The sequence below is a fragment of the Streptomyces amritsarensis genome (assembly GCF_001953875.1).
In the GTDB taxonomy this organism is placed as follows: domain Bacteria; phylum Actinomycetota; class Actinomycetes; order Streptomycetales; family Streptomycetaceae; genus Streptomyces; species Streptomyces amritsarensis.
Genome location: NZ_MQUR01000103.1, coordinates 1 through 24,269, shown reverse-complemented (window position 1 = coordinate 24,269; position 24,269 = coordinate 1). Strand labels below are relative to the sequence as shown.

Annotated in this window: 24 protein-coding genes and 1 pseudogene; 13 read left to right on the top strand and 12 right to left on the bottom strand. The window is 72.7% G+C overall.

From position 1 onward, the window contains the following. Window positions 1-132 precede the first annotated feature (132 nt). Window positions 133-426 carry a WhiB family transcriptional regulator gene (locus AVW11_RS30355; protein ID WP_030854117.1) on the top strand — a complete coding sequence of 98 codons (294 nt, stop codon included), beginning with the start codon at window positions 133-135 and terminating at the stop codon, window positions 424-426. Between the two features lie 67 nt (window positions 427-493). On the opposite strand, the gene AVW11_RS30350 is transcribed toward AVW11_RS30355, so the two are convergent. Continuing rightward, the gene (locus AVW11_RS30350) at window positions 494-784 is read right to left on the bottom strand and encodes a hypothetical protein (protein WP_030854120.1); all 291 of its coding nucleotides are present in this window, start codon (window positions 782-784) and stop codon (window positions 494-496) included. Between the two features lie 584 nt (window positions 785-1,368). On the opposite strand from AVW11_RS30350, the gene AVW11_RS30345 reads away from it, so the two are divergent. Together AVW11_RS30345 and AVW11_RS30335 are read left to right on the top strand one after the other, a co-directional pair. Beyond that, complete coding sequence (locus AVW11_RS30345; RefSeq protein WP_076046618.1) at window positions 1,369-1,941, top strand: snapalysin family zinc-dependent metalloprotease; 573 nt, start codon at window positions 1,369-1,371, stop codon at window positions 1,939-1,941. 566 nt (window positions 1,942-2,507) lie between these two features. Beyond that, window positions 2,508-3,350 (top strand): MerR family transcriptional regulator, encoded by an 843-nt coding sequence (locus AVW11_RS30335; protein ID WP_076046617.1) that lies wholly within the window; start codon window positions 2,508-2,510, stop codon window positions 3,348-3,350. Between the two features lie 129 nt (window positions 3,351-3,479). Here the strand turns inward: AVW11_RS30335 and AVW11_RS30330 are convergent, their stop codons facing one another. Then, on the bottom strand, window positions 3,480-4,424 hold the full coding sequence (locus tag AVW11_RS30330) for a LysR family transcriptional regulator (protein WP_076046616.1): 945 nt from the start codon (window positions 4,422-4,424) through the stop codon (window positions 3,480-3,482). A 126-nt stretch (window positions 4,425-4,550) separates the two neighbouring features. Here AVW11_RS30330 and AVW11_RS30325 point away from each other — a divergent pair, with 126 nt between their 5' ends. Next, window positions 4,551-5,363 (top strand): inositol monophosphatase family protein, encoded by an 813-nt coding sequence (locus tag AVW11_RS30325; RefSeq protein ID WP_076046615.1) that lies wholly within the window; start codon window positions 4,551-4,553, stop codon window positions 5,361-5,363. A gap of 59 nt (window positions 5,364-5,422) precedes the next feature. Then, window positions 5,423-6,073 carry an NADPH-dependent F420 reductase gene (locus AVW11_RS30320; protein WP_076046614.1) on the top strand — a complete coding sequence of 217 codons (651 nt, stop codon included), beginning with the start codon at window positions 5,423-5,425 and terminating at the stop codon, window positions 6,071-6,073. Between the two features lie 93 nt (window positions 6,074-6,166). Here AVW11_RS30320 and AVW11_RS30315 read toward each other — a convergent pair whose 3' ends face one another. The 4 genes from AVW11_RS30315 to AVW11_RS30300 all read right to left on the bottom strand — a co-directional run bounded on the left by AVW11_RS30315 (window position 6,167) and on the right by AVW11_RS30300 (window position 9,434). After that, on the bottom strand, window positions 6,167-6,856 hold the full coding sequence (locus AVW11_RS30315; protein ID WP_076046613.1) for a hypothetical protein: 690 nt from the start codon (window positions 6,854-6,856) through the stop codon (window positions 6,167-6,169). Window positions 6,857-6,956: 100 nt separating this feature from the next. Further along, window positions 6,957-7,808: a class I SAM-dependent methyltransferase gene (locus tag AVW11_RS30310; protein ID WP_076046620.1), complete on the bottom strand. Its 852-nt coding sequence runs from the start codon at window positions 7,806-7,808 to the stop codon at window positions 6,957-6,959. Between the two features lie 417 nt (window positions 7,809-8,225). Next, window positions 8,226-8,678: a hypothetical protein gene (locus AVW11_RS30305; protein ID WP_076046612.1), complete on the bottom strand. Its 453-nt coding sequence runs from the start codon at window positions 8,676-8,678 to the stop codon at window positions 8,226-8,228. Between the two features lie 264 nt (window positions 8,679-8,942). Further along, window positions 8,943-9,434, bottom strand: coding sequence for a MarR family winged helix-turn-helix transcriptional regulator (locus AVW11_RS30300; protein WP_030854152.1), 492 nt, complete (start codon window positions 9,432-9,434; stop codon window positions 8,943-8,945). A gap of 66 nt (window positions 9,435-9,500) precedes the next feature. Between AVW11_RS30300 and AVW11_RS30295 the strand changes: the two genes are divergently transcribed. The 3 genes from AVW11_RS30295 (at window position 9,501) to AVW11_RS30285 (ending at window position 13,779) form a co-directional block, all read left to right on the top strand. Next, window positions 9,501-11,630, top strand: coding sequence for an MMPL family transporter (locus AVW11_RS30295; RefSeq protein WP_076046619.1), 2,130 nt, complete (start codon window positions 9,501-9,503; stop codon window positions 11,628-11,630). Between the two features lie 330 nt (window positions 11,631-11,960). Continuing rightward, window positions 11,961-12,860 carry an SDR family NAD(P)-dependent oxidoreductase gene (locus AVW11_RS30290; RefSeq protein ID WP_076046611.1) on the top strand — a complete coding sequence of 300 codons (900 nt, stop codon included), beginning with the start codon at window positions 11,961-11,963 and terminating at the stop codon, window positions 12,858-12,860. Between the two features lie 337 nt (window positions 12,861-13,197). After that, window positions 13,198-13,779 (top strand): TetR/AcrR family transcriptional regulator, encoded by a 582-nt coding sequence (locus AVW11_RS30285; RefSeq protein ID WP_030854159.1) that lies wholly within the window; start codon window positions 13,198-13,200, stop codon window positions 13,777-13,779. 958 nt (window positions 13,780-14,737) lie between these two features. Here AVW11_RS30285 and AVW11_RS38750 read toward each other — a convergent pair. From AVW11_RS38750 to AVW11_RS30260, 4 genes are all read right to left on the bottom strand, one after another. Further along, window positions 14,738-15,043, bottom strand: coding sequence for a hypothetical protein (locus tag AVW11_RS38750; RefSeq protein ID WP_216825306.1), 306 nt, complete (start codon window positions 15,041-15,043; stop codon window positions 14,738-14,740). A gap of 313 nt (window positions 15,044-15,356) precedes the next feature. Further along, a complete protein-coding gene (locus AVW11_RS30270) occupies window positions 15,357-16,385 on the bottom strand; it encodes an ABC transporter permease (RefSeq protein WP_076046608.1) in 1,029 nt (342 codons plus the stop codon). Beyond that, window positions 16,382-17,344, bottom strand: coding sequence for an ABC transporter ATP-binding protein (locus AVW11_RS30265; protein WP_030854163.1), 963 nt, complete (start codon window positions 17,342-17,344; stop codon window positions 16,382-16,384). Before AVW11_RS30265 ends, AVW11_RS30270 begins: the two co-directional genes overlap by 4 nt. Then, window positions 17,341-17,742 carry a GntR family transcriptional regulator gene (locus AVW11_RS30260; RefSeq protein ID WP_030854165.1) on the bottom strand — a complete coding sequence of 134 codons (402 nt, stop codon included), beginning with the start codon at window positions 17,740-17,742 and terminating at the stop codon, window positions 17,341-17,343. The genes AVW11_RS30265 and AVW11_RS30260 overlap by 4 nt, the downstream gene beginning before the upstream one ends. A gap of 693 nt (window positions 17,743-18,435) precedes the next feature. Between AVW11_RS30260 and AVW11_RS30255 the strand changes: the two genes are divergently transcribed. Continuing rightward, window positions 18,436-18,972 (top strand): DoxX family protein, encoded by a 537-nt coding sequence (locus AVW11_RS30255; RefSeq protein ID WP_076046607.1) that lies wholly within the window; start codon window positions 18,436-18,438, stop codon window positions 18,970-18,972. Between the two features lie 58 nt (window positions 18,973-19,030). On the opposite strand, the gene AVW11_RS30250 is transcribed toward AVW11_RS30255, so the two are convergent. Further along, window positions 19,031-19,366 (bottom strand): hypothetical protein, encoded by a 336-nt coding sequence (locus AVW11_RS30250; protein WP_076046606.1) that lies wholly within the window; start codon window positions 19,364-19,366, stop codon window positions 19,031-19,033. A gap of 239 nt (window positions 19,367-19,605) precedes the next feature. Beyond that, window positions 19,606-20,088: a lamin tail domain-containing protein gene (locus AVW11_RS30245; protein ID WP_076046605.1), complete on the bottom strand. Its 483-nt coding sequence runs from the start codon at window positions 20,086-20,088 to the stop codon at window positions 19,606-19,608. A 633-nt stretch (window positions 20,089-20,721) separates the two neighbouring features. Here AVW11_RS30245 and AVW11_RS30240 point away from each other — a divergent pair. From AVW11_RS30240 to AVW11_RS30225, 4 genes and pseudogenes are all read left to right on the top strand, one after another. After that, window positions 20,722-22,150, top strand: a pseudogene (locus AVW11_RS30240) (MBL fold metallo-hydrolase). A gap of 157 nt (window positions 22,151-22,307) precedes the next feature. Next, window positions 22,308-22,910 carry a rhodanese-like domain-containing protein gene (locus AVW11_RS30235; RefSeq protein ID WP_076046604.1) on the top strand — a complete coding sequence of 201 codons (603 nt, stop codon included), beginning with the start codon at window positions 22,308-22,310 and terminating at the stop codon, window positions 22,908-22,910. Next, window positions 22,907-23,818: a sulfite exporter TauE/SafE family protein gene (locus AVW11_RS30230; protein WP_076046603.1), complete on the top strand. Its 912-nt coding sequence runs from the start codon at window positions 22,907-22,909 to the stop codon at window positions 23,816-23,818. Before AVW11_RS30235 ends, AVW11_RS30230 begins: the two co-directional genes overlap by 4 nt. Before the next feature lie 58 nt (window positions 23,819-23,876). Continuing rightward, entirely contained in the window at window positions 23,877-24,143 is a 267-nt protein-coding gene (locus AVW11_RS30225) for a metal-sensitive transcriptional regulator (RefSeq protein ID WP_030854185.1), read from the top strand. Window positions 24,144-24,269: the final 126 nt, after the last annotated feature.

The window sequence follows — 24,269 nt, the reverse complement described above, 5'->3', positions numbered from 1 at the left end:
GCGGGCCCGTGCGCCGGGCCCGGCCGGGCGGCCGCGTCGCGTCGCGCCGCGTCGCGCCGCGAAGGACGTTTCATCCGCCGGATCGTGAGCAGGCGAGCCTTCGTCATCACCCTCCCACGGAAGGAGCAAGCAATGTCCGACGTGTCGCGACTCCCCGGCCTGGCCGAGCACCACTGGGCGTGGCAGGCGGAAGCGGCCTGCCGGGGCCTGGGCTCGCGCAGGTTCTTCCACCCGGCGGGAGAGCGCGGTGAGGACCGCGCCGCCCGCGACGAGGCGGCCAAGGCGATCTGCGCCGGGTGCCCGGTACGGGCCGCGTGCCTGCGGCACGCGCTGAGCACCGGTGAGGCGTACGGGGTGTGGGGCGGCCTCACCGAGGAGGAACGCCGGGCCCACACGGCCCGCCGGAACGTGCGCGCGGCGGCCTGACGACAGCGCCGGCACAGCCCACTCGCCCCAGGGGCCCGGGGGAACCGGCACCGGGGCCGTCGGGCGCTCAGGGCAGGCCGGTACTCAGGGGCAGGGTCGCTCCGGCGCGTACGGAATTGATGACCGCCTCGTGCAGGGAGCGGCTCGCCTCCTCACTGGGGCACGGAACGGGGCTGCCGGCAAGGGGAAGCCAGTCGGACGCCCCGCTGTACTGCACCGTGATGTGCGCCAGACCTTCGACCTCGGTCCATGTGGTGTGGATGTCGAGCTCACCGGTGAGGACAGGTCCCTCTTCGCCGGTCACGACTCCGTCCCGACCGGCGAAGATCCCACGAGTGGTCCATGATGCCCAGCTCATCCGGCCTCCTTGCCGCACTGCACGCAGCGCACTGCACACGTCGTCCTGCCAGTGTGAACGCGTCGGCCCTCCCGCGCCCTGTGGGCGCGACGCCGCCGTGCCGCGGTCACGGAACGTGCAGGTGATCCGGGGTGCGCCGGCCCGTACGGGGCACCTTCGGTCGGCCTGCCTCCGGGTGCGGAGGCGGCTGCCGGATCGTGCCCTCCGGGTGGATCGACGGGGAGGGGCCCCCTCCCTTGAGCCGCCGTTCACGCCGCCACGGTGGGCCGGCTGGGGCGGCGCGCCGCGGCGGCCGGAGTTCCCCGTGCCCCCGCGGACGATCACCGACTGGCAGCGGGACGCCGACGTCGGGGCCCGCGTCCTCGTCGAGGACGCTGCTGCCCGCTGACCGGGCATCGGCTGGAGTGCTTGCGAGAACTTGGCTGGCAGGTGCATGACGAGACGGTGGCGTGCGGGACTACCTTCTTAGGGCTCCTGAGAGACGGCCGTCCGAACTCGCGGGCCACAGGCGGGCGGTGGCGGCGTCTCCAGTGCCCCGGCTCCGCCGAGGGGCCGGGTCCCCCCACCCGTGAAGGAAGACGACCATGTCTCTGGGCACCTGGCTGAAAGCCGGCACCTCCGCCGCCGTACTGGTCCTCGTGGCGGCAACCGCCGCGACCGCGGCACCCGCGCCCGTAGCGGACGCCACCACAGCGATAGTGACACTCCGTTACGACGACAGTCGGGCCGCTGGCTGGGAAGCGGCCATCGCAGCCGGGGTCGCTTCCTGGAACGCGAACGTCAGCAACGTGCGGCTGGTGGAGGCCGCGCCCGGGACCCGGGCCGAGATCGTCATCGTGGCCACCACCGGTTGGCCGCAAGCCACCCTCGGTCCGGTCCGTCCGGGGCGCCAGGTCCGTGTCGAACTCGGCGCGCAGGCCGTGAGCCAGGGGTACGACAAGACACGCATCGCCGCGCACGAGCTGGGCCACAGCCTGGGCCTCCCGGACACCAAGCCGGGGCCGTGCTCCCAGCTGATGTCCGGTTCCAGCGCCGGGACGGCCTGCACCAACGCCGTGCCCAACGCCACGGAGCGGGCCCGTGTGCAGAACGCCTACGCCAACGGGCTCGCGGGCATCCTCCCGAGCGACGGCCGGGTACTCGTCGACGCTCCCTGACCAGCGGGTCGGCGGGCAGGCGGGCCCGCGGGTGGGCCGGTGCGGGCCCTGGCGGGACGGGACTCCCCAAGGGGCAGCCGCGCCGGTCCACTGGTGTTCCGGCGGCCCGGTCAGTGGTGTTCGGCGCCGGTGTGGTTCTGGTCCCGGGGGATGGCGGCTGGACTGGTGGGGCTGGCGGGGCTGGTGGGGAGGGTGAAGGCGGCGGTGCGGACGGTGCCTTGGTGCTTGAAGTCGAGGAAGAGGCGGTAGGCGCCGCCCGTGGGTGCGGTGGCCGCACCTTCTCCTCGGTCTTCGTCGTCGGCAACAGCCTGCGGCTGCGCTCCTTCCGCCCCGGCCACTGACCACCCGGCCGGCCCGCGTGCCGCCCCCTGCCCGGCGACTCGGGCGGGGGGCTCGCGCTTCCGGCAGCCGCTGGCGCCGTGGGACGGGACGCCCATGGCGAGGAATCGCCCGCCAGCCCGCCCGAAGTCCGCCGGCCCGTCATGCTGCGGGTGGCGTGCAGTTGCACATGCCGTAGCGGCATGTGGTGTCGTCAAGGGCACCACAGCACGAAAGGCCTGTCTGCGATGTACCCCTCCGCCACGCCTCCCCGCGAGGTCAAGATCGGCGATGCCGCCGCCTTCGCCGGAACCACCCCGCGCGCCATTCGTCACTACCACCAGATCGGACTGCTGCCGGAGCCCGAGCGAGGCGGAGACGGACGCCGCCGCTACGGCTACGACGACATGATCCGCCTGCTGTGGATCCGCAAGATGTCCGAGGCCGGCATCAGCCTGGACGACATGCGGGCCGCCTTCGACGAAGCCCGGGACGTCGAGGACGTCCTGGGCCGGCTGGAGGAGACCCTGGCCGCCCAAGAGGCCGACATCAGGCGTCAGCGCGCGATCGTCCAGCGCATGCGGGCCGTGGGCAGCCCGCTGGGCCTGCTCTCCCCGTTGGTCACGGACCGGCTCGGCCACCTGCCTTCCGGCGCACTGCGCCCCGGCGACCTGGACGCCCTGCTGGTCACGGAACGAATCTTCGGGCCGCTGGGAGCCGCCATCCAGGCCGGCGTGTTCATCACCCTGGCGACCCACCCCGGCCTACGGGCCGAGGCAGACCGCCTCGACGCGGCCGACGCCGCCCTCGATGACACCGTCGACCCCCACGACCCACAGGTCGAGGAACTCGCCGCGCAACACTGCGCCCACCACAAGGCCCTGCTCCAGGCCATGGAAGCGGCCGGACTGGACGCGGCCGAGGAGAAGCTGTTCGAGATCTACGACGCCGAGGCGAGCGGCGAGGACGACGCCCGGACGAGTGCCTTCGAAGCGGTGACCAAGATGCCCTACGGCTTCTCCCCGGCCCGGACTCGGTGCATGGAGCTCACGGCACAGCTCCTCTACGGGGACCTCTCCGCGAGCAGCTGACCACTGGTGCCGCCGCGCGTGAGGTCCCACCGAACCGTCCCCGTCCCCGTCCCCGTCACCGTCCGGCGCTTCCGTGGGCGTGAGTGTGCATTCTGCCGCGAGGGCTCTCACCACGTCGCCGATGACCGGTCAGTTTCCGGTCCGGCACGTGGGGTGCTGTTCAGGGGTGGTCGGGGAGGTGAAGAGTGCCCGTACGGTCTCGGCGGCCGTCTCGCGCAGCCAGGTGTGGGCGCGGTCGTCGTCGTGGCGCTGGTGCCACAGCAGGTGCAGGGGGACGTGGGGGAGCGGGAGCGGCGGCTGCAGTGTGACCAGGCCGAGTCGGTCGCGGGCGGTGCGGGTGACGGCGTCGGGGAGGGTGACGACCAGGTCGGTGTCGAGGGCGAGTTGCAGTGCGAAGGCGGTGGTGGGTCCGGCGGCGGCGACGCGTCGTTCGAGGCCTCGTGCGGTCAGGGCGTCGTCGATCCGATCGTGCAGGCGCCCGCGCCGGGACACGGTGACATGGTCGGCGTCCGCGTAGCGCTCCAGGCTCAGTGGGCCTTCCACGAGTGGGTGGCCCGGCCGGACGGCGATGACCAGCCGGTCCGTGCCGACCAGCCGGTGGCGGATGTCGGGGAGCGTCGGGGCGCTGGTGCTCGATTCGAGGTCGACCTCGCCCCGGCGCAGCTCGGCGTCGTCCGTCCCGGGTTCGGCGGGCAGGCGCAGCCGGACGCCGGGGGCCTGCCGGTGAACGGCGGAGATCAGGGCGCTACCGCAGGCCGCGGTCAGGGCGTCGTGCCAGCGCACGGTGAAGACCCGCTGCAGAGCGGGCAGGTCGAGTTCCTGCTGCGCGGACAGGAGGTGGCGGGCCTGCTCGACAAGGGCGTGCACCTGGCCGCGCATGGCCAGCGCCCGGGTGGTGGGGACCATGGTGCGGCCTGTGCGGACCAGTATCTGGTCGCCGGTGGCCCTGCGGATGCGCCCCAGGGAGCGGCTCATCGCCGGCGGGGTGACGTGAAGCCGGGCCGCGGCACCGGCGACGCTGCCTTCTTCCAGCAGGGCGTCCAGGGCCGTGAGCAGATTCAGATCCAATTGCATGGCAGTAACTCTACAAGTGCCAAGCATGCACTTGTTGTTAATGATCGGGCGGCTTAACTTCGAAGTGCGGCGGGGCCGACCACCGCCCCGCTTCACCCTCTACGACCGATCCCCAGGGAGCCCGCCATGAGCACAGCCATGCCCTTCGACGCCGGTACGACGCTGCTGTCCGACGCGACCGCCGCCGTGAAGGCCGCCGGCGACACGCTGCGCGCCCGCTACACCCCGTACGCCCGGGGCGTGAGCCTGGACGAGGTCGTCGCCGAGATCCACGCCAACGACCACGCGGTACTGGCCGTGCTGCGCGAACCCCTGCTGAGGGCCCGGCCGGGGTCGCGGTGGGCCGAGGACGAGCTGGCCGGCGGCGCGCTCCCGCCCGGGGAGTGGTGGGTCGTCGACCCCGCCGAAGGCAACATCAACCACGTCCACGGCACGCAGGACTGGGCCGTCACCGCCACCCTGGTCCGCGACAACCAGCCGGTGCTCACCGTCGTCCACCTGCCGCTGACCGGTGACACGTACACCGCGGTCGCCGGCGGCGGTGCCCGCCTCGACGACCGGCCCCTGAAGGTGTCCGCGAAGACCGACCTGGGCGCAGCGCTCACCGGCACCGGCCAGGCCAGGCCCGGCGAGGACGAGCGCACCTTCCGGCAGATCGGCGACTCCGTCACCGCGATGCTCGTCAACGGCCTGGTCGTGCGCGTGTCCGTGCCCGCCACGATGCAGCTCATCCACGTCGCCGCCGGGCGCATGGACGCGTTCTGGCAGTTCTCCGACGTCCGCTCCGGCCTCGTCGCCGGCGCCCTGCTGGTCTCCGAGGCCGGAGGCACCGTCACCGATCTGGCGGGCGAGCCCTGGACCACCGCCAGCCGTGACTTCCTGGCCGCCGCCCCCGGCATCCACACCTCCGCCCTTGAGGTCCTCTCACCCATCGCCTGAGCGGACGCCTCCGCTCAGCCCCGCCCCTCCCACCCCGATACCGCAAGGAGCATCGCCACATGACCGACATCGGCATCCTGGGCACCGGCCGCGTAGGAACCAACCTCGCCGGCAAGCTCTCCGCAGCCGGACACCCCGTCACTCTCGGCGGGCGGAGGCCGGAAGAAGCCGCCGCCCGCACCACCGGGTTCGGGTCGACGCCGCGAATCGCCTTCGCCGACCTGCGCACCACGGCCCGCAGCACGGACATCGTGATCAATGCGACGCCCGGGGACAGCTCTCTGGAGCGACTCACCGACCTGCGCACCGAACTGGCCGGCAAGATCCTCATCGACGTCTCCAACGCCACCCGCGACGCCCCTGACGGCCTGCCCGGAGACCTGTGCCACCCCGGCAGCAGCCTCGCCGAGAAGCTCCAGGCCGCGCTGCCCGACACCCACGTGGTCAAGACCCTCAACACCATGCTGTTCACGGTCATGACCACCCCCGAAACCCTCGCCGTCCCCCCGACCGCCTACCTGTCGGGCAACGACGACGACGCGAAGAAGACCGTCACCGGCCTGCTCGGCGACCTGGGTTGGCGACCCGAACAGATCGAGGACCTCGGCGACATCACCACAGCCCGCGCCACCGAGGCCATGATCCTGATCGTTCCCCACATCCTGCGCCGACACGGCTTCGCGCCCTTCGCGGTCTCGCTGGCCCGCTGACGGCAAGGCCGCGGACGCGGGTCCCTCGACCGGCATCCCCGTGCTCCCGCCCGCCCCTTGCGGTGGCAGGGCCGGCAGGTGGACTCCCGGTCGTCAGCCGGGGTGGTTCGACGGGCCCGGAGGGACGGCAGCGGGGGCCGCCAGGGCCGCGAGTTCCAGGGACCTCAACATCGCTTCCCGGTCCGCCGGCACGTACTCCTCCGCTGCGGCGGCAGCGTCCAGCACCTCCCCGATCTGCGAGGCCGTGAGGCTGCGCGCCTCGGCCGCGGCCAGCAGGCCGTCCGCGCGCTCTCGGGGCAGGCCGCGTTCCGAGGCGATCAGGTCGTGCAGCGCTTCCTCGCGCACCGCGAAGCGGCTCATTCCGCAGTCGAGGCCATCGTCGTCCAGCTCGTCCGGGTAGGGCGCGCGGCCCCAGGCACCGTTCTCGTACCAGTACACGCAGCCCAGCTCCCAGCCTTCCAACAGCTTCCGCAGGTGCTCGTACGGCAGCCAGTCCGGCGCCTGCGCCAGCATGTCGATCGCCGGTTCGTGCCATTTCACGGCACTGGACTCGTCCTCGCCGTACAGCAGGTAGCGGCCCTCTCCCCTCTGCTGGAGCGTCCACCAGGTGCAGCCGCGGTCGTCGAGGTGCAGGCCCTGGCCGTCGATCCACGTGCCGCCGCGACGGACGCTCTGGGCCTCCGCCTTCGCCGTGGCCTCCAGTACGGCGGCAAGAGCCCAGCGCGCCCACAACACTTCGGCCGCCGGCAGGTCCTCCGGCCGGCCAGGCCTGTCGATCGCCACTGCGTCCCCCGTCCGTCCAGTCGTCCAGTCGTCGTACGGCGCCCCGCATGATTCGCCGAACCGTGATCGTAGAACAGCGCCTGGATTCCGGGGGCCGTGTTCAGCGCGCGGTGACTGAATACGCGGGGAGCGCGCGGTTGCCGCGCGGCTTGGCAAGGGCCCGGAGAACGTCGACCTGGCTCAGGACGAGCTGTCGCACCGGCTCAGGCAGCGCCGCCAGACGTCCCTCGCTCACCAGGTCGAGGCAGGCTGCGATTTCCCAGTCGCCGTCCTGGAGTTCTTCGGTGTCGACCGGCTCGCTGCCGTCGGCCGTCCAGCCGCTCTCGGGCAGGAGGCGCAGCAGGCCCTCGCGGGAGAAAGGCGTGCGGACGTTGCCCTGGCCCTGCGAGCCAGCGGCCTCGGTCTGCCCCTGGATCAGCACGGCGAGCAGGTGCGCCAACTGGTCGTCAGAGGCAGGCGTCAGGTCCCACTCGGTGAACCACAGTCGCCGCGCCCACGGCCGTACCCGGGCCAGCGTGTCGCGCAGTTGTCCGAGCGATGCGAAGTACCAGGAGCAGTGTGCGAGCACCACATGGTCGAAGGTGCTGTCGGGAAAGTCGACCGACGGGTCGAGGACGTCGGTGCCGAAGCGGAAGTCGATGCGTGGCCCGAGAGGGCCCGCCGCGAGGCGGGCCGCCGATTCCCCGAGCGTGACCGGCTCCCCGTAGGAGGGTGCGGCCACGTCAACGGCCACCACGCGCCCCTTGGGCCCGACCGCCTCTGCAAGGACGGCGGTCATGTCGCCTTGGCCGCAGCCCAGCTCGAGAACGGTTGAGCCGGGTGCGATGTGCCAGCTCGCCACGAGCGCGGCGCGGTGGCGGGTCTGGGACAGCTGGCTGTCCGGGCTGTGATCGGCGGCGGCCATGCCGGCCGCGAGCGAGGGGGCCTTGGCGAGGAGATCGGAGTGATTCACAAAGTCCCTGGTGATGTCGACGGGTCGGTGTGGGCCGAGGGTATGAGGCGCACGGGTGGTGATGCCTTCGAATTTCCGCACATCACCGGCGTGACGGCGGCTCACCCCGCCGTGCCGGCCCGGGGCGGCGGACCGGACAGCGTGGGACAGTTCTGTCGGCACGCCGACCTTGGTGGTCGGCCCGGCCCGGTACCGGCCGAGGGCCTGGCGCGTCTGCGGGGAGCCTGGATCTTCCTCCGTCCCCGTCTGCCACCCCTTTGCGGGGGTACCGGCGGTGTGCTGGTGAGCCCGGTTGAGCGTGGGGTCGACAGCGACGGTGCACGGAGAGGCCCCGGCGGGCTCCGGGCCGATCACGGCGACGCACCTCAGGTTTGCCGGATGCCGGGCACCGTGACCGGTCGTGGTCAGGTTGCCGGCTCAAGTGCCGGAGTGTGCTCCGTCGCCGGTGCCGAGGAGGGGGACGGCGAGCCGGCGTTCGACGGCGCTCGGCAGAGGCCACAGTTCGTCGCGCCGCCTCCGGTCCAGCGCGCCCTGGCGGGCGGCACGGCGGATCCCCGGGACGGCGAGGGCCAGTGCGGTCAGTGAAGCGGCAAGCCCGGCGCCGAGGAGTGCACCGGCGAGTACGGCCCCGTCTGCCAGGGCGAACGGAAGGGCGAACCCGAGGCAGAGCGTGCCGAGGCCGCCGAGGACGGCCAGCATCCACCACAGAGGGGTGAGGGGGTGCTCGTCGCGCAGATGGTCGACCAGCTGCCGGTCGGTGGGGCGCCGCTTGCGATGCTCATCGGCGGCGGCGAACAGCTCGGCACGCCCGCGCACCACCCAGACGGCGCGCACCGCCACCCACGCGACGGGCAGTAGGAACAGCGTCACCAGGACCAGGCCGACCTGAAGCGTCCGACACCGGTATGCGGCCGGAAGCGCCCGCCACCACGGATGCCACGGCGGCTCCCGCCACCACAGCCCCCACGGTGCCCGTGATCACGAGCAGGCGCCGGGCCCGGCGCACCCGAGCGCTGAGAGGGAACTCGACCTCGTGCATCGTCTTCCTTCTGTCGGGAAGCGGCCCGCACGGCCTGCGGGGCGTGTGGTTCCGGGCGCGGTGGTATCAGGGCGCAGTGGTATCAGGGCGCGGGCTCAGCGCCGCACGCGGGAGAGCTGGTCGTTCATCTCGCTCAGGAACCGGACGATCGTGTGCAGTTCGTCCGGGCTGAAGCGGGCGCGCGCGGCGTCGGTGGATTTGGCCAGCGGCCGGAAGTACTCGCGTGCGGCCTCGCGGCCGGCCTGGGCGTAGTGGATGTGCACCACGCGCCGATCGTCGGCAGCCCGGACCCGGTGGATGTGTCCGGCCTTCTCCAGCCGGTCCAGGCAGGCCGTCGTCGCACCCGAGGTGAGGTTCATGTGGGTGCTCAGCCGCCCGGGGGTCATGGGGCCGGCCTCCTGGTCGCGATCGGCGTCCAGCACGGCGATCAGGGCCTGCACGTCCGTCAGGTGCAGGCCCTGGGAGTGCGCGAACTCCTGGGCGATCCGGTTGAACTCGGCGTTCATCGCGCGCAGCAGCACGGCGAAGGACTGCAACCCGATCGGGTCGTCGGACGGAAGTTCGGGGGGCGTGTCGGCGCTGCGCATCTCCTCAGCATATGATCTCTCGATGGTTGAGATACTTTATCGTCGAGTGATTGGGTGGGCGTGTCCATGAGGAGTTCGTCGAGATGGGTCCGATGGCTGGTGCCCGCGGTCCTGGTGGTGGCCTGGCTGGCAATCGGTGGAACGCTCGGTCCCTACGCGGGGAAGCTCGGTGAGGTCGCCACCAACGACCAAGCGGCTTTCCTGCCCCGGAGCGCGGAGTCCACCAGGGTGCTCGAGGAGCGCAGGGCCTTCGAACAGTCCGAGTCCGTCCCCGCGATCATCGTCTGGCAGACGCCCGACAGCGGCAGCGTCACCGATGCCCAGCAGCAGGACGCCACCCGAGCCGTCGCCTCCCTGGCCGGGGAGCCCGGGGTCGCGGGGCAACCGTCGCCCGCCCTGCGCTCGCGGGACGGCCAGGCCCTGCAGGCGGTCGTGCCGCTCGCCCCGGACTTGGGCGACGAATTGCCCGCCGCCCTGGACGAGGTACGCGCGGCGGCGGATTCCGTACCCGGTCTCAGCGCACGGATCGCCGGACCGGCGGCCACGCAGGCCGACCTCGCAGACGCCTTCTCCGGCATCGACGGCCTCCTGCTCGGCGTGGCGCTCGGGGCCGTGCTCCTGATCCTGCTGCTCGTCTACCGCAGCCTGCTGCTCCCGCTCGTGATCATCATGAGTTCGGTGTTCGCCCTCGGCCTGGCCTGCGCCGTCGTCTACGTGCTGGCCGACCGTGGCATCGTGCGGGTGGACGGCCAGGTGCAGGGGATCCTGTCCATCCTGGTCATCGGCGCCGCGACCGACTACGCGCTGCTGCTGGCCGCACGGTTCCGGGAGGAGCTCGCCGCGCGGGGCGACCGGGCGGCCGCGGCGCTGGCCGCCGTACGGCGCTCGGCAGGCGCGATCACCGCCAGCGCCGCCACCGTGGCCCTGGGCCTGCTCGCCCTGTTGGCCAGCGACCTGACCAACAACCGCGCCTTGGGGCCGGTCGGCGCCATTGGCATCGTCTGCTCCGTCCTGGCCACCCTCACCTTCCTGCCCGCCGTCCTGGCCCTGCTCGGCCGGGCCGCGTTCTGGCCGGCCACCCCCCAGCCCGGCGACGCCGCCGCGGAAGGGCACAAGGTGTGGCACCGCATCGCGGCCGTCATCGACCGCACGCCCCGCCGCGTCTGGGCGTCGACGACCCTGCTCCTGCTCGTCCTGGCTGCCTTCTCCCCGTCCCTGTCCTCGGGCGGCGTCCCCCTGGACGAGATCTTCGTCAAGGACGCACCCTCCGTCTCCGCGCAGAAGGCGCTCGGCCGGCACTTCCCCGGCGGATCGGGCCAGCCGGCAGTGATCATCGCGGACGCCTCCCGGGCCGCCGACGTGCAGGCTGCTGTACGCACAACCGAAGGCGTCGCTTCGGCGGTGCCCAGAACGGCCTCCGGGCGGCCCGGCGACGGCGAGCCCCTCGCCGTCGACGGCCGCATCCGCATCGACGCCACCCTCGAGGCGGCCGCCGACAGCGACGACGCCAAGCGGACCATCGCCGACCTGCGCACCCGGCTGCACGCCGTGCCGGAGGCGGACGCCATCGTCGGGGGCTACACCGCCCAGCGGTACGACACCGAACAGACCGCGGCCCGCGACCGTAGCGTCATCGTCCCGGTCGTCCTCGGCATCATCCTGCTCATCCTCGTCCTGCTCCTGCGCTCCTTCCTGGCCCCGGTCCTGCTCGTCGCGACCGTCGCCCTGAACTTCCTGGCCACCCTGGGGGTATCCGCACTCGTCTTCGAGCACCTGCTCGGGTTCAGCGGTACGGACGCCTCCGTCCCTCTCTACGGCTTCGTCTTCCTCGTGGCGCTCGGCGTCGACTACAACATCTTCCTGATGTCCCGCGTCCGGGAGGAGTCCCTCGTCCACGGTGTACGGCAGGGGGTCCTGCGCGGCCTGACAGCGACGGGCGGCGTCATCACCTCGGCCGGCGTGGTACTCGCCGCGACCTTCGCCGCGCTCATGGTCATCCCGCTCGCCTTCCTCGTCCAGATCGCCTTCATCGTCGCTTTCGGCGTCCTCCTCGACACCCTCGTGGTGCGCTCCCTGCTCGTTCCGGCACTGGTCATCGACATCGGCCCGCGCAGCTGGTGGCCCGGCAACCTGGCCCGCGCCTCACGGACCACGCCGGCGGGCATCCGGCAGCCGGGCGGCAAACCCCACCAGTAGGGGGGCACTGGTACACCTGCCGGCCCGGCCTTCCCGGTCACGGCGGTTGACGCGCTGTGTCGCCTGGGGGTGCGGGCGGAACTCCGGCGCCGGCGGCCGCGGAGGCGGCGGGGCCGGCGCCGGGGGCGGCGGCCGCGAGCCGTGGACGCGGTGGACGCGGTCCGGCTCCTATCGCCCACCGCGCCCCAGCTGGCCAGGGCCGCCAAGCCGTCCCGATGAACATGTCGACCTCCGGCGGAGGGCTACGCGAACCCTTAATCGGATGAGCTATCCGTTTGTGCTATCGTCCACTCAAGCGGATGGGGTATCCGTTTAGTGAGTGGAGGGTTCATGACGAAGACAGCCGTGATTACGGCCGGCACAGGCGGTATCGGCCTGGAGACGGCTCTGGGACTGGCCGCCGCGGGATTCGCCGTCACCGTGGTCGGACGCGACGCCGACCGTGGAGCCAGGGCGGTCGAGCAGATCAACGCGCAGCAGCCCGCGCATCCCGGCCGGTTCCTCTCCGCCGACCTGGCCTCGCTCGACCAGGTCCGCGCGCTGGCCGGTACGATCGCCGCCGAGCGCGCCGCGGCGGGCGAGCCGTTGACCGTGCTGGTCAACAACGTCGGGGCGATGTTCGCCCGGCGGCAGCACATCGATGGCGTCGAGGCGTCGTTCGTCGTCAATCACCTGTCGCCGTACCTGCTGACCGAGCTGCTGCTGCCCACGCTCACGGCAGGGGCGCCCAGCCGGGTCGTGAACGTCACCTCGGCCGCCGTCGGCGTCGCCCGGCGCGAGTTCGACGCTGTCGAGCCGCCGGGCGGCTACTACGGCTTCCACTGGTACGGGCGTGCCAAACTCGCCAACCTCGCCTACACGCTCGACCTGGCGAGGCGGCTGGAGGGGACGGGCGTATCGGTCTTCGCCGCCGATCCCGGTGGTGCCGCGACGGCCATGACCAACGGCACCCTGGCCGACCCGAAGATCGTCTCCCCGCCGTTGCGGCTGTTGTGGCCGCTGGTGCGCCGCCGGTTCGAACGCTCCACGTCCGGCCCCGCGTCCGTGGCCGCCCGGCCCTCGATCATGGCCGCCACGGACCCCGCGCTGACCGGCCGTACCGGCCTCGTCATAGGCCCCAAGGTCGATCCGGTGGCCCCGTTCCGCGCCGCGACCGACCCACGCGTCGCCGACGCCGTTCGCCTGCTCAGTGAGACCCACGCACCACTGGCTCTCCGCGCGAGGACGTGAGCAGCGCAGAGGAGCCACGGCTCGGTGCTGACCGTAGAACCGGCGCCGAGCCAACGCCACGGCAGCGTGTTCACCCCTTCCGCAGGAGGGTGCCGGCCCCCTCGGGCCGGGTGGACCGCAGGACGTGCCACCGGGTACCTGCCGTTCCCGGAACGGCCGACGCAATGGCTTGAGGCCCTCACCGGGTCCTCGCCGAGCGGAACGACGCCCGCCGGCCCCTCCGGTGGGTGGGCCGGACAGCCCACCCACCGGCCCGAGCCACAACCCGTCCGGAAGGCCCGCATAGGATCAGCTGACCAGCCCGCGCACCAAGACGAGCAACCTGGACACTTTCCCCATGACGACCACACCGCTGCGCAAGGACGCCGCCCGCAACTGGGAGCGGATCGTCGCGATCGCCCGCGACCTGGTCGACCAGGGCACCCCCCTGCAGCTCAACGACATCGCACGCCGGGCCGGTCTCGGGGTCGCCACCGTCTACCGGCACTTCCCCACCCCCGAGGCGCTGCTGGAGACCGTCGCCGCCCCCTGTCTCGAAGCCCTCGCCGCCCACGGCGAGCAGGCCTTGACCGACGCCGATCCCGGGCGGGCACTGGAGGGCTTCCTGTCCCGCATCCTGCAAGCACAACTCACCGATGCAGCCCTGCCCCAGGTCGTCGCCGCCGCCGTGGACGCCCTGCCGCGGACCACGGAACTCAAAGAGTCACTCGCATCGGCCGGCACCACGCTTCTCGACCGGGCCCGCGCTGCCGGAGCCGTCCGCCGCGAGCTCACCGCCCGCGACCTGGTCCCGCTCGTGTGCGGCATCGCCCATGCCGTGAACGTCCACGGCGGCACACGCACCGACAGGAGCGAAACCGCCCACCGCTACCTCGGCACCCTGCTGGAAGGCATCCGCCCCGCGCCGTCGACCGAATGACGTCCGGCAGCACGTTTTCTGCCACACCGGCCCGTTCAGCGGCCCGTCCTGCGCGTACGGACGAACCCGCCGGGTCGTGACGCCCTGACCGGAGCCGCTGCGGCGTCCCCGCGGTCGGCGGCGCCTGCGGGCGACTTCGTCCGTGCCGGGCGATGGATCAGGCGCCGGGCTGCTGCCGTCGGATCCGTGGCCCGGGGGCGGCGGTCCGAGCGCCGGCGCCGGGGGTTCGCCGAACGGCCGAGCTCCCTGGCCGGGGAGGAGGCCTGGGTGCGGGGCGTCCGGGTGCCGTACGGATCCGGGCGGCAGCCCGTCGTGCCTGCGGGCCTGCCCCATGACGCCGGGGGGAAGGAGCGCCATGGGGGCGGGGCCCGCTCCGGAAGCCCACCCCCAGGGTGAGGCCTCCGACACCTACGCGTCTGACCCCACGCCTCCTCCTCAAACCTCCCTTTTTCCCTCATTTCTGAGAGAGCGTCATGCGCTGCTGCTCTCGGAAGGGATGCGGCCTCTGAGTGGCGCGCCGGTTTCGAGGTGCTCCCGGTGCGGTCGGCGGCGGACATCCGCGGCCGGCCGGGGACAGCGCTATCGCCAGGAGCAGCCCCATGGGCCGGCCTGTCGGCGGCGGCGACGGTGCTGCGCGGCGGGCGGACCAGCAGCGACGCCCCCACACCCACCGCGCTCAACGCGATCAGCGCCGTGGTCACTGCCCTGCCGTGAGGCCGCAGCAGGACGATCAGGTGCCCGAGCAGGGGACTCCGGGCGGAGGACGCCGTGGGGCCGAGGCCCAGCGGGTACAGGACGACGTTCTGGCAGAAGGCGCCGGCATCCACCAGCACCGCGGGCGTCAGGGTCAGCGCGGCCAGCCCGGCGGCCGGTGCCGCGCACCGGAACGCGGCGCGCTTCCCCCTCCGTACCGCGAGTACGGCGACGATCACCGGGACGGCCGGCCAGGCGGTCCACTTCAGCACGGCGGCCACCCCGACGACCAGGCCCGCGCGCCCGGCATGACCCCGCTGTGTGAGAACAGCAGGTCGGCCGCCCGCTCCACGACGCCGACTTCCATCTGCGCCCTGCCGATCACCGACAGGTACAGCAGCGGTACGGCCGCCGCACCGGCGACGGCGACCATGGCGGGAGCGCGGGCCCACGGCGTGGAGGACCGCGCCGCGACCAGGGCCGCGCAGGCGTATCCCGCCGCGCCGACCAGGCCCCACACCTTCTGCGAGGTGTGGTCGGGGGACGCCAGCCCCACCACGAGAGCCGACACCGCGCACGCCACAGGCTGTGGCGGCACCGCTGTTGGCCGGGGGTCGGGACGCCATCGCCGCGGCCTCGTACGGGGCGTCGGCGCCGGACCCATGCCGCGCGGGTCTCGACGGCGCGACGGCCGACGCCGGGGCAGGCGGGGCGCGGAGACGGTGCCCGGCGACCGTACCCCGGCCTGACCCGCGTCTTCGTACCGCTCGCCGGTTCGCCGGGCCGGCTCGGGGTCGGCGTGGACAGGCCCTCACGCGGCGGCACTCCCGCAGTAGTTGCGAAAGGTGCTTACAAGGCAGCGCCTACGAGCCGCAGGGCGGCGCTCACACCGTGGTGCTCGCGCCGCGCGGAGCGCCGCCCGTACGGCTCTTCAGCACCCGGTACGCGGCGAAGACCAGTACGGCGACGATGGCACAGGTGAGGGCGGTCGCCACGAGCTGGAGGGGCCAGTAGTGGGCGAGGGGGTGGAAGTCGCGGTAGTAGCCGACGGCGTCGAGCTTGTCGTACATGGCGCGGCAGTCAGGGAAGACGTCGCTGCCGCAGTAGGGGTTGGGCAGCCGGGCGCCGGTGGAGGTGAGGATGCCCTCGTCGACCAGGATCCCCGCGCCTGACGGGGCGTCCTGCACCCGGTTGCGTACCTGGGTCACGCTGGGCCACAGGTAGGGCAGCGCCGTGTGGACGATGGCGAACACACCGCCCGTGGCGACGACGGAGGTGGCGAGGGCGGGCAGTGAGCGGCGCAAGAGCAGGCCGACCAGGACTCCGACGACGAGGCCCAGAAGGGCCAGGGCGACCGTGAGCGGCCCGCCCGCGTAGAAGGTCTGGAAGTCGGACCAGGACTTCGCGGTGTCGATGCGGCCCTCCCCGGCCGACCAGGCCAGGTGGTGCAGCGTGACCACCAGTCCGGTGCCGGCGACGACGAGGGTGGCCGGCAGGGCGAGTGTGGCGGTGAGCCAGTGCACCGGGGAAACGGACTGGGCCCAGGTCAGCTGAGCGGTGCCCGTCTCCAGTTCCCTGCTGGTCAGCGTGGCCCCGGCCCAGGCGGCTACGAGGAAGGGGAGGGCGAGGACGGCGAAGGTGGTGGCGGAGTAGACCTCCTTGTAACGGATGATCGAGGGCTGGTCGTAGGCACACCTCGACGCCCCGTCACACGCGTTGTACTGCTCCCACGCCGCCGCGGAGGCGTCGGTGAGCGGGCCGCCCAGCCACAGCAGCGCTGCCGAGAGCAGGACCACGAGGCCGGCCCAGGCGCACAGTGCCGGCCGGTGCAGACGCAGCAGCCACCGGCTCAGCCGGGGCGCGGGGGATGGATGCCGGGTGGCGGAGGGAACGGTGGGGGCAACGGCGGTCATGCGGGCTCCTCCTGGGGTATGGCGGAGGCGGAAGTCGCTTCCTGGGACGTGGGGGAGGCGGAAGCGGAAGCGGGGCCGAGAGCGAGCGGGGGTGCCGCCGGGTTGCGCAGGTGGGCGAGGAGCAGCGCTTCCAGGGAGAGGTCGTTGGTCTGCCAGCCGGCGGGCAGCGGCCCTGCGGGGCGGACGAGGGCGGTGACCTGGCGACCGGTGATACGGGATTCCACCGTGGTGTGCGGGGCCAGGTCGAAGTCGGCGCCGGTGGCGGTCTCCCGTGCGGGCCCGGTGATCAAGGAGTGCACGGCGAGGAGGTCGTCGATGTCACCCGCCAGACGCACCCGGCCGTCGCCGATCAGCAGCAAGTGGTCGCAGGACTCCTCCAGTTCGGCGATGACGTGCGAGGACATCACGATGGTGGTGCCGTACTGCGCGGCCGTGGCCATGAGCGTGCCCATCAGCTCGTGCCGGGCCAGCGGGTCGAGGTCGGCCACCGGCTCGTCCAGCAGCAGCAGGTCCGGCCGCTTGGCGAGGGCGAGGGCGAGCGCCACGCGGGTGCGCTGGCCGCCGGACAGCGAGCGGACACGGGCTCCGAGGTCCAGGCCACCGCCCGCCGCGACCCGCTCCGCGGTGTCCGCGTCCCAGCGGTCGGGGTTGAGATCGGCTCCCATGCGGAGCGTTTCGGCGATGGTGAGCTGCGGGTACAGCGGCTTGTCCTGGGAGACGAAGCCGATCCGCGGCCGCACGTCGGCCGGGTGCCCGCCGAGCACCGTGACCGTACCCTCGCTGGGGGCGATCAGCCCCGCCGCCAGGGCGAGCAGCGTCGACTTGCCCGCGCCGTTGGGCCCCACCAGCGCACTGACACGTCCGGCCGGCAGCTGAAACGTGCAGTCACGTAGGGCCCACCCGCCGCGCCGCCGGAACACCTTCCCCAGCCCTGTCGCCTCTATGGCACTGCTCGTCATCGGTGATCCTGTTCCTTCTCGGTGGTATCGAAGTGCTCGTCCAGCACGACAGCGAAGAGTGCCGCCACGTCTTCCCGCTCCAGGCCGGCCGCCCGAGCGCGCGACGCCCACTCGGAGAGCTCGCCTCGCAGCGGAGAGTCACCTGGTGCGGCACCGAGCGACCTGCGCACGAAGGTGCCGAGGCCCCGCCGGGCCTCGACCAGGCCTTCGCGTTCCAGTTCCCGGTAGGCCTTGAGCACCGTGTTCGGGTTGACTGCCGTGGCCTCCACGACCTCTCGGGCAGCCGGAAGCTTGTCGCCCGGCTCCAGCAGCCCCAGGCGCAGGGCCTGCTTGGTCTGCTGGACGATCTGTACGTAGGTGGCAACCCCGCTGCGCCGGTCGATCCGGTATTCGATCATCCCGGCAAACACCCTTTCACTATTTGAGTAGTGAATAGTGGATCGAGGGTGGTGCGGATGTCAAGGAGCGCCCCGGCCGGCCGCTGGCCCCGATGCCGCTGTGCCGGCCGGCCCGCGCCGCGTCCGGCGACGGCCCTCGCCCCGAACGGCAACGCCAAGCCGCAGGCGGACGCAAGAACGCTCCCGGCCCCCGCCGCCGACAGCGGCACGGGAGCCGGGAGCTTCGTGGGGCTGTCGACCGCGGGTGGATCGGTCGCCGTCGCCCGTTTGCCGTCGCCGGCCCGGTCGGCGCGATCCGGCGCCTCGTCCCACCCCGGCACCTGTCCGCACCGCACGTTGATTACGGACAGCTGCGACACCGCGCGTCGGCGCCTGCCCGCCCTCCTCCTCGGTACGGATCCCGCCCCTTGCGCCACCCGTTTGCGCGGCCTCCCTGCACAGAGAGCTCCAGCGCCGGCCGCAGTGCCTTCCGGTGACCGAAGGCGAACGCACGCGCGACGTCCACGCCCTCGCCCCGCTCACCGCCGCCCGAGGGCATGGGCCGCGCCACCCCCGGGCCGGCCCTGCGCGGGATGGGCCGGTCGACGGTCCGTTCGGCGGACTTGCGGGCCGGACCGGGGTCGACGCTGCTTCGACGGGATACGGATGTCCTCGCCGCACCACGACCCGGCCGCCGCTTCCAGGGAGACTTCGATGAGCTGCATCAACCGACGCGACCTCGCTCTGCTGGCCCTGCGGGCCGGGACCGGAGCGGTGCTCATGGCGCACGGCACGCAGAAGCTGTTCGGGTGGTTCGGCGGTGCCGGTCTCGACAAGACGGCGGCCGCGATGGAGCACATGGGCTACGTACCCGGCCGGCAGAGTGCCCTGGCCGCGGGACTCGGGGAGACCGGGGGAGGGGCGCTGCTCGTACTGGGCCTGGCCACGCCGGCGGCCGGCGCCGCGGCCGCAGGTGCCATGGCGGGCGCCGTCGCCGTCCATGCCCCCGCGGGTTTCTTCGCCCAGGGCGGCGGCTTCGAGTACCCGGCCTTCCTCGGGTTCACCGCCGCCACCATCGGCCTCGCCGGGGCGGGCCGCTACTCCCTCGACCACGCCACCGGCCACACCTTCGACCAGCGGTGGATGCTCGGTCTGGCCTTTGCCGCGAGTGCCCTGGCAGCGGCGGGCGTGGTCACGAAGCGTGCGCAGACACAGAAGAAGGTGCAGGAGGAGAGCGGCGAGGAGGAGTGACGGGTGACAGGTGACGGGGTGGGGAGGGGCAGGGTGGCTCAGCCGGGTCGACAGCCGGTCAGTGGCCGGCGGTGATCCATCGCACCAGGGCCGCGTTGACCGCGTCGTCGAGCGCGGACAGGGTGCGGATGACGGCCATGTCACCCGCGCGCGGTGGGATGCCGACGGAGGTCAGCGCCGCATGGAGGTCCAGGCGCCGCCGGTCCCAGGCTTTCAGGGACGGGGCGAGGTACGGGTCGGACGGCTGCCGGTCCGTCCGCGGACCCGGAGAGCCGACGGGAGGCCGCCCGCTCCTGTCGGGCTGCGCCTGCGGCGCGGCATCGCGGGACATGGACTCCGCATGCTCGGCGCCCGGGAATCGGTAGGGGTCGAGGGCCAGTTGAGGGGCCGTCACCGCTGACGGGGAACACTGCCAGGACTCCACATGTACCTCCCGGGGTCGGATGCGCTGTTGTCGGCGAAAAGATCGAGGACCCCGCCTCCGGAGGGGGAGGCGGGCCCGACGGCGTCGGGCGGGCGATGGTGATACGGGTGATGCGGGGGTCGGGCCGTGTGCCGCGGCCGGCTGCCGCGGCACACGGTTTCCTGCGGCCGGCAGCTCACGGTCCCCGACGGTGTGGCTGCCGGCCCGGGTCAGCGGCGGTGGGTGTCGTGGTGTCCGCGGCGTCCCCAGGTCTCGGTGTCGACGATGTTGCCCCGGTCGTCGCGCAGGGTGGCGGTGTCGCGCTCGTCCCAGATCGGGCGGCGGCGGTCCTGGTAGACGTCGCTGCGGGTGTCGCGTCCGCTGCCGGTGTGGACCCTGACAGAGGAACGTCCGTCCAGGCGGAGGCGGTCGAAGCGGTAGCGGTTGCCGTCCCGGTCGGAGAGGGTGAAGCCGTGCAGGTTCACCGGGTGGCGGCCGGTGTTCCTCACCTCGATCCATTCGCGGTTCAGTGCGCGGTTGTCGCGGCCGTGGCCGTCGTGCTGGACGTCGCCGATGACGATGGCGGAGTGCCGGCCGCGGTGGCCGTGCCGGTCGTCGTCGTGGGCGGCGGCCGGGACGGCGGCGACGCTGACCAGGGCGCCGGCCGCCAGGACCGCGGCGAGAACGCGGTGAGTGGCGGGAGAAGCAGACATGCGGTGGCTCCTTCAGCAGAAGGCCCAGCCCGGTCCTGTGCGGGCCGGGCGAGCTCCGTGCGGTCCCCGGCGTCCTGCCGGGGAGCCACACTCTGGCCCGTACCCCCGCCAACCGCCACAACTTGTGATGTGTGTTTCTCAATGCGGACATGTCCGTAACCCTCGCTTGTAAGAGGCAGGCGTCACTCGCCGGTTGACGACGGTGGACCCGGCCGAGGATGCCGTCCGCGAGACGTCGAAGTGAGAGCGTTCGGGCCGGATAAGCAGCTCATTCGCCCCATGCCGGGTGCTGTGCGCCGAATGGGGTCAAGGGTCCGTAACAAGCGCTTCCGGTCCCCCTCACGCACGGTCACGCTTCAGGGCGCGGGTATGCGGAGGCTGCCTGATCGCCTCCGGGAGGTGCTCAGAACCGCCCCCCCCGATACCCCAGGGGGTATTTGACAGGCCGGACTCGACACCCTTACCGTCGTGAAGGAGATACCCCACGGGGTATTCGCGGGTGGTGGTGGGCGACCTGTCGGCCCGCACGGCTCGGCACGCCCCCCGCGTACGGGCTCGGGTCCAGGGAGGGGCTTCGCCCGACCTCGTATATACCCCCCGGGGTATAAAGATCGTATTTTGGAGGTTCTGATCGTGTTCTTCGCGCAGTACTACCTCGACTGCCTCTCGCAGGCGTCGTACATGATCGCCGACGAGGGCACCGGACAGGCCGTGGTCGTGGACCCGCGCCGGGACGTGGCCGAGTACCTGGCCGACGCGGAAGCCCGCGGGTTCAGCGTCGTCGGCGTGATCAACACCCACTTCCACGCCGACTTCGTCGCCGGTCACCTGGAGATGGCCGCCCGTACCGGCGCCTGGATCGGCTACGGCCGTCGGGCCGAGACCGAATACCCCATCCGAAAGCTGGCCGACGGCGAGATCATCCGCCTCGGTGACGTCGCCCTGGAGATCATGGAGACCCCGGGCCACACCCCCGAGTCGATCAGCGTGCTGGTGCACGAGCACCACAAACACCACGACCGCCGCGTCCGCGGACGCGACACCGTCCCGTACGGCGTGCTCACCGGCGACGCCCTGTTCATCGGCGATGTGGGACGGCCCGACCTGCTCGCCTCCACCGGTGTGACCGCCCAGGAGCTCGGCGCCATGCATGTACGACAGCGTGCAGAACAAGCTGATGGCGCTGCCCGACGAGGTGCGGGTCTTCCCCGCGCACGGCGCCGGATCCGCGTGCGGCAAGAACCTGTCCACCGAGAAGCAGTCCACCATCGGTGCCGAGCGGGCCACCAACTACGCCTGCGCGCCGATGAGCGAGGCCGAGTTCGTGGCCATCGTGACCGCCGGCCAGCCCGCGGCGCCCGGCTACTTCGCCTACGACGCGGTCCTCAACCGCAAGGACCGCGCACTGTTCGACCCGGCCGGCGCGCCCCGACCCCTGGCACCCGCGGAGTTCATCGACCGCCGCGCGGCCGGCGCCGTCGTCGTCGACGCCCGCGGACCACAGGAGTTCGCCGCCGGGCACCTGCTCGGGTCGGTCAACGTCCCGGCGGACGGACGGTTCGCCGAGCAGGCCGGAACGGTCCTGCCCGCCGACACGGACCTGCTCGTCGTCGCCCCCCAGAACCGCGAGGAGGAGGTCGTCACGCGCCTCGCCCGCATCGGCTTCGACCGGGTGGCCGGCTACCTGCGCTCACCCGACGACGCCCTGACCGCCGTCGCCGAGCACGTCACCTCGGCCGGCCGTCTCACGGCCGCACGCGTACGCGCCGCGTTGCAGGGGGACAATCCGCCCGTCGTCGTCGACCTGCGCAGCTGCGGCGAGCGCGGCGAGCACGGCTTCATCGACGGCGCCCTCCACATCCCACTGGGCGAGCTGCCCCGGCGCCTCGACGAACTGCCGCGCGACCGGCCCCTGGTACTGCACTGCGCAGGAGGCCACCGCTCCTCGATCGGCGCGAGCCTGCTGCGCCGGCACGGATTCACGGACGTGTCCGACATCCTCGGCGGCTATGCGGCTTGGGCGCTGCTGAGCGCGCCCGCCGACGTCCCGGCCGCCGTCTGACCCTTCGTCGTACCGCGCCGACCGGCGACGGCACGCACCCTGCCGTGACGACGGCGCACCCCCGCCCGGCTCTCGCGCACGCGTATGGCCGCTACCCGAGCCTGCCCCCACATATACCCCACCCCGTATTTCAGGACGGGCCCCGCAAGGAGTTTTCATGACGATCCAGGCCTCCCGCACCGCGAGCCTGACCACCGCCGCCCTGCTGCGGCTGCTCGAGAACGCGGACGCGGACGCGAACACGCACGCTCCCCGCGTGCTGGACGTACGCACCCCCGGCGAGTTCCGGACGAGCCACATCCCCGGCGCCCTCAACGTCCCGCTGAGCACCCTGCGCGAGCACCGCGCCGAGCTCCTCGGGCACCTGGACGAGGACGTCGTCCTCGTCTGCCGTTCCGGCGGCCGAGCCGCGCAGGCCGAACAGGCACTCGCCGAGGCCGGCCTTGCGAACCTGCGCGTCCTGGACGGCGGCATGACCGCCTGGGAAGCCGCCGGAGCCCCCGTACTGCGGGGGGAGGCGCGCTGGGACCTGGAGCGCCAGGTCCGCCTGGTCGCAGGATCCGTCGTACTCCTCACCGGCATCGCCGGCCTGTTCCTGCCGGGCGCGCACCTGATCGGCACGGCCGTCGGCGCCGGCCTGACCTTCGCCGCGCTCAGCAACACCTGCGCGATGGGAATGCTGCTGTCCAAGCTGCCGTACAACCGCGGTCCGCGCGCCGACGTCCGCACCGTCATCGCCGCCCTGCGGGGCCGTTCGTGATCACGCTCGTCCTCGCTGCCTCCGTCCTGATCGGCATCAGCCTGGGCGTCCTCGGCGGGGGCGGCTCCATCCTGACCGTGCCGATCCTGGTGTACCTCGCGGGCATGGACACCAAGGAGGCCATCGCCACCTCGCTGTTCGTGGTCGGCGCGACCAGCGCGATCGGACTTGTCCCGCACGCCCGCGCGGGCCGCGTCCGCTGGCGTACCGGCCTGCTCTTCGGCGCGGTCGGCATGGTCGGCGCGTACGGCGGCGGACGCCTCGCCGAGCACATCCCCGGCACCGCCCTGCTCATCGCGTTCGCCCTGATGATGCTCGCCACCGCCGTCGCCATGCTGCGCAGGCCCCGCCACCACGACGCGGGCGGACCGGCCCGCGGCGAGGCCGCCGGTGGCGAACGCCCCGCCAGGCAGGTGATCGTGGAAGGGCTCGTCGTCGGTGCGGTCACCGGGCTGGTCGGCTCCGGCGGCGGGTTCCTGGTCGTCCCGGCGCTCGCGCTGCTCGGCGGCCTGCCCATGAGCGTCGCCGTCGGCACCTCGCTCCTGGTCATCGCCATGAAGTCGTTCTCCGGACTCGCCGGCCACCTGGCAGGGGTACAGATCGACTGGAGTCTGACTCTGATGGTGACCGCAGCGGCCGTCGGCGGCAGCCTGATCGGCAGCCGCTTCGCCGGACGCATCCCCCAGGGCGCCTTGCGTAAGGCGTTCGGCTGGTTCGTCGTCGTCATGGGCGTCTTCGTCCTCGGCCGGCAGATCCCCGCCGCCGCCTGGACCGCCCCCCTGACCTGGACCGGAGCCGGACTCGCGGGGGTGGCGGCCGTGGCCTGGGGACGGGTACGGGCGCGGCGCCCGCGGCCCGGCCGGGACGCGCACCCGGCGAGCCCGCACGCGTCGAGAGCCCTCCCCTGACCGCATACCCCACGGGGTACCCTGGGGGTAAGTCGGCCGGTGAAGAGGAGGAACCCCGGTGAAGGTGGAAGACGAGGCGGCGACCGCGGTCCTCAACCGGCTCAGGCGCGCCCAGGGCCAGCTCGCGGGCGTCATCGCCATGATCGAGGCGGGCCGGGACTGCAAGGACGTCGTCACCCAGCTCGCGGCCGTCTCCCGTGCCCTCGACCGGGCCGGCTTCAAGATCGTCGCCAGTGGCATGCGCCAGTGCCTCGCCGAAAGCGAGGAAGGCGCACCCCCGATGACCGAACAGGAACTCGAGAAGCTGTTCCTCACCCTCGCCTGACGCGTCCCCGGGCCGTCACCCCTGGTCGGGCCGTTGGATGGTCGGATGGGCGGAGCCCGGCGCGCCCACTCGGCGCGCCGGGCTCCGCGGCGACAGCGGTCAGTGCCTGGCGTAGACGCCGAAGAT

Coding starts and splice junctions, on each gene's coding strand:
- AVW11_RS30355 (WP_030854117.1), top strand. CDS start 133: ATGTCCGACGTGTCGCGACTCCCCGGCCTGGCCGAGCACCACTGGGCG.
- AVW11_RS30350 (WP_030854120.1), bottom strand. CDS start 784: ATGAGCTGGGCATCATGGACCACTCGTGGGATCTTCGCCGGTCGGGAC.
- AVW11_RS30345 (WP_076046618.1), top strand. CDS start 1,369: ATGTCTCTGGGCACCTGGCTGAAAGCCGGCACCTCCGCCGCCGTACTG.
- AVW11_RS30335 (WP_076046617.1), top strand. CDS start 2,508: ATGTACCCCTCCGCCACGCCTCCCCGCGAGGTCAAGATCGGCGATGCC.
- AVW11_RS30330 (WP_076046616.1), bottom strand. CDS start 4,424: ATGCAATTGGATCTGAATCTGCTCACGGCCCTGGACGCCCTGCTGGAA.
- AVW11_RS30325 (WP_076046615.1), top strand. CDS start 4,551: ATGAGCACAGCCATGCCCTTCGACGCCGGTACGACGCTGCTGTCCGAC.
- AVW11_RS30320 (WP_076046614.1), top strand. CDS start 5,423: ATGACCGACATCGGCATCCTGGGCACCGGCCGCGTAGGAACCAACCTC.
- AVW11_RS30300 (WP_030854152.1), bottom strand. CDS start 9,434: ATGCGCAGCGCCGACACGCCCCCCGAACTTCCGTCCGACGACCCGATC.
- AVW11_RS30295 (WP_076046619.1), top strand. CDS start 9,501: ATGAGGAGTTCGTCGAGATGGGTCCGATGGCTGGTGCCCGCGGTCCTG.
- AVW11_RS30290 (WP_076046611.1), top strand. CDS start 11,961: ATGACGAAGACAGCCGTGATTACGGCCGGCACAGGCGGTATCGGCCTG.
- AVW11_RS30285 (WP_030854159.1), top strand. CDS start 13,198: ATGACGACCACACCGCTGCGCAAGGACGCCGCCCGCAACTGGGAGCGG.
- AVW11_RS30270 (WP_076046608.1), bottom strand. CDS start 16,385: ATGACCGCCGTTGCCCCCACCGTTCCCTCCGCCACCCGGCATCCATCC.
- AVW11_RS30265 (WP_030854163.1), bottom strand. CDS start 17,344: ATGACGAGCAGTGCCATAGAGGCGACAGGGCTGGGGAAGGTGTTCCGG.
- AVW11_RS30260 (WP_030854165.1), bottom strand. CDS start 17,742: ATGATCGAATACCGGATCGACCGGCGCAGCGGGGTTGCCACCTACGTA.
- AVW11_RS30255 (WP_076046607.1), top strand. CDS start 18,436: ATGAGCTGCATCAACCGACGCGACCTCGCTCTGCTGGCCCTGCGGGCC.
- AVW11_RS30245 (WP_076046605.1), bottom strand. CDS start 20,088: ATGTCTGCTTCTCCCGCCACTCACCGCGTTCTCGCCGCGGTCCTGGCG.
- AVW11_RS30235 (WP_076046604.1), top strand. CDS start 22,308: ATGACGATCCAGGCCTCCCGCACCGCGAGCCTGACCACCGCCGCCCTG.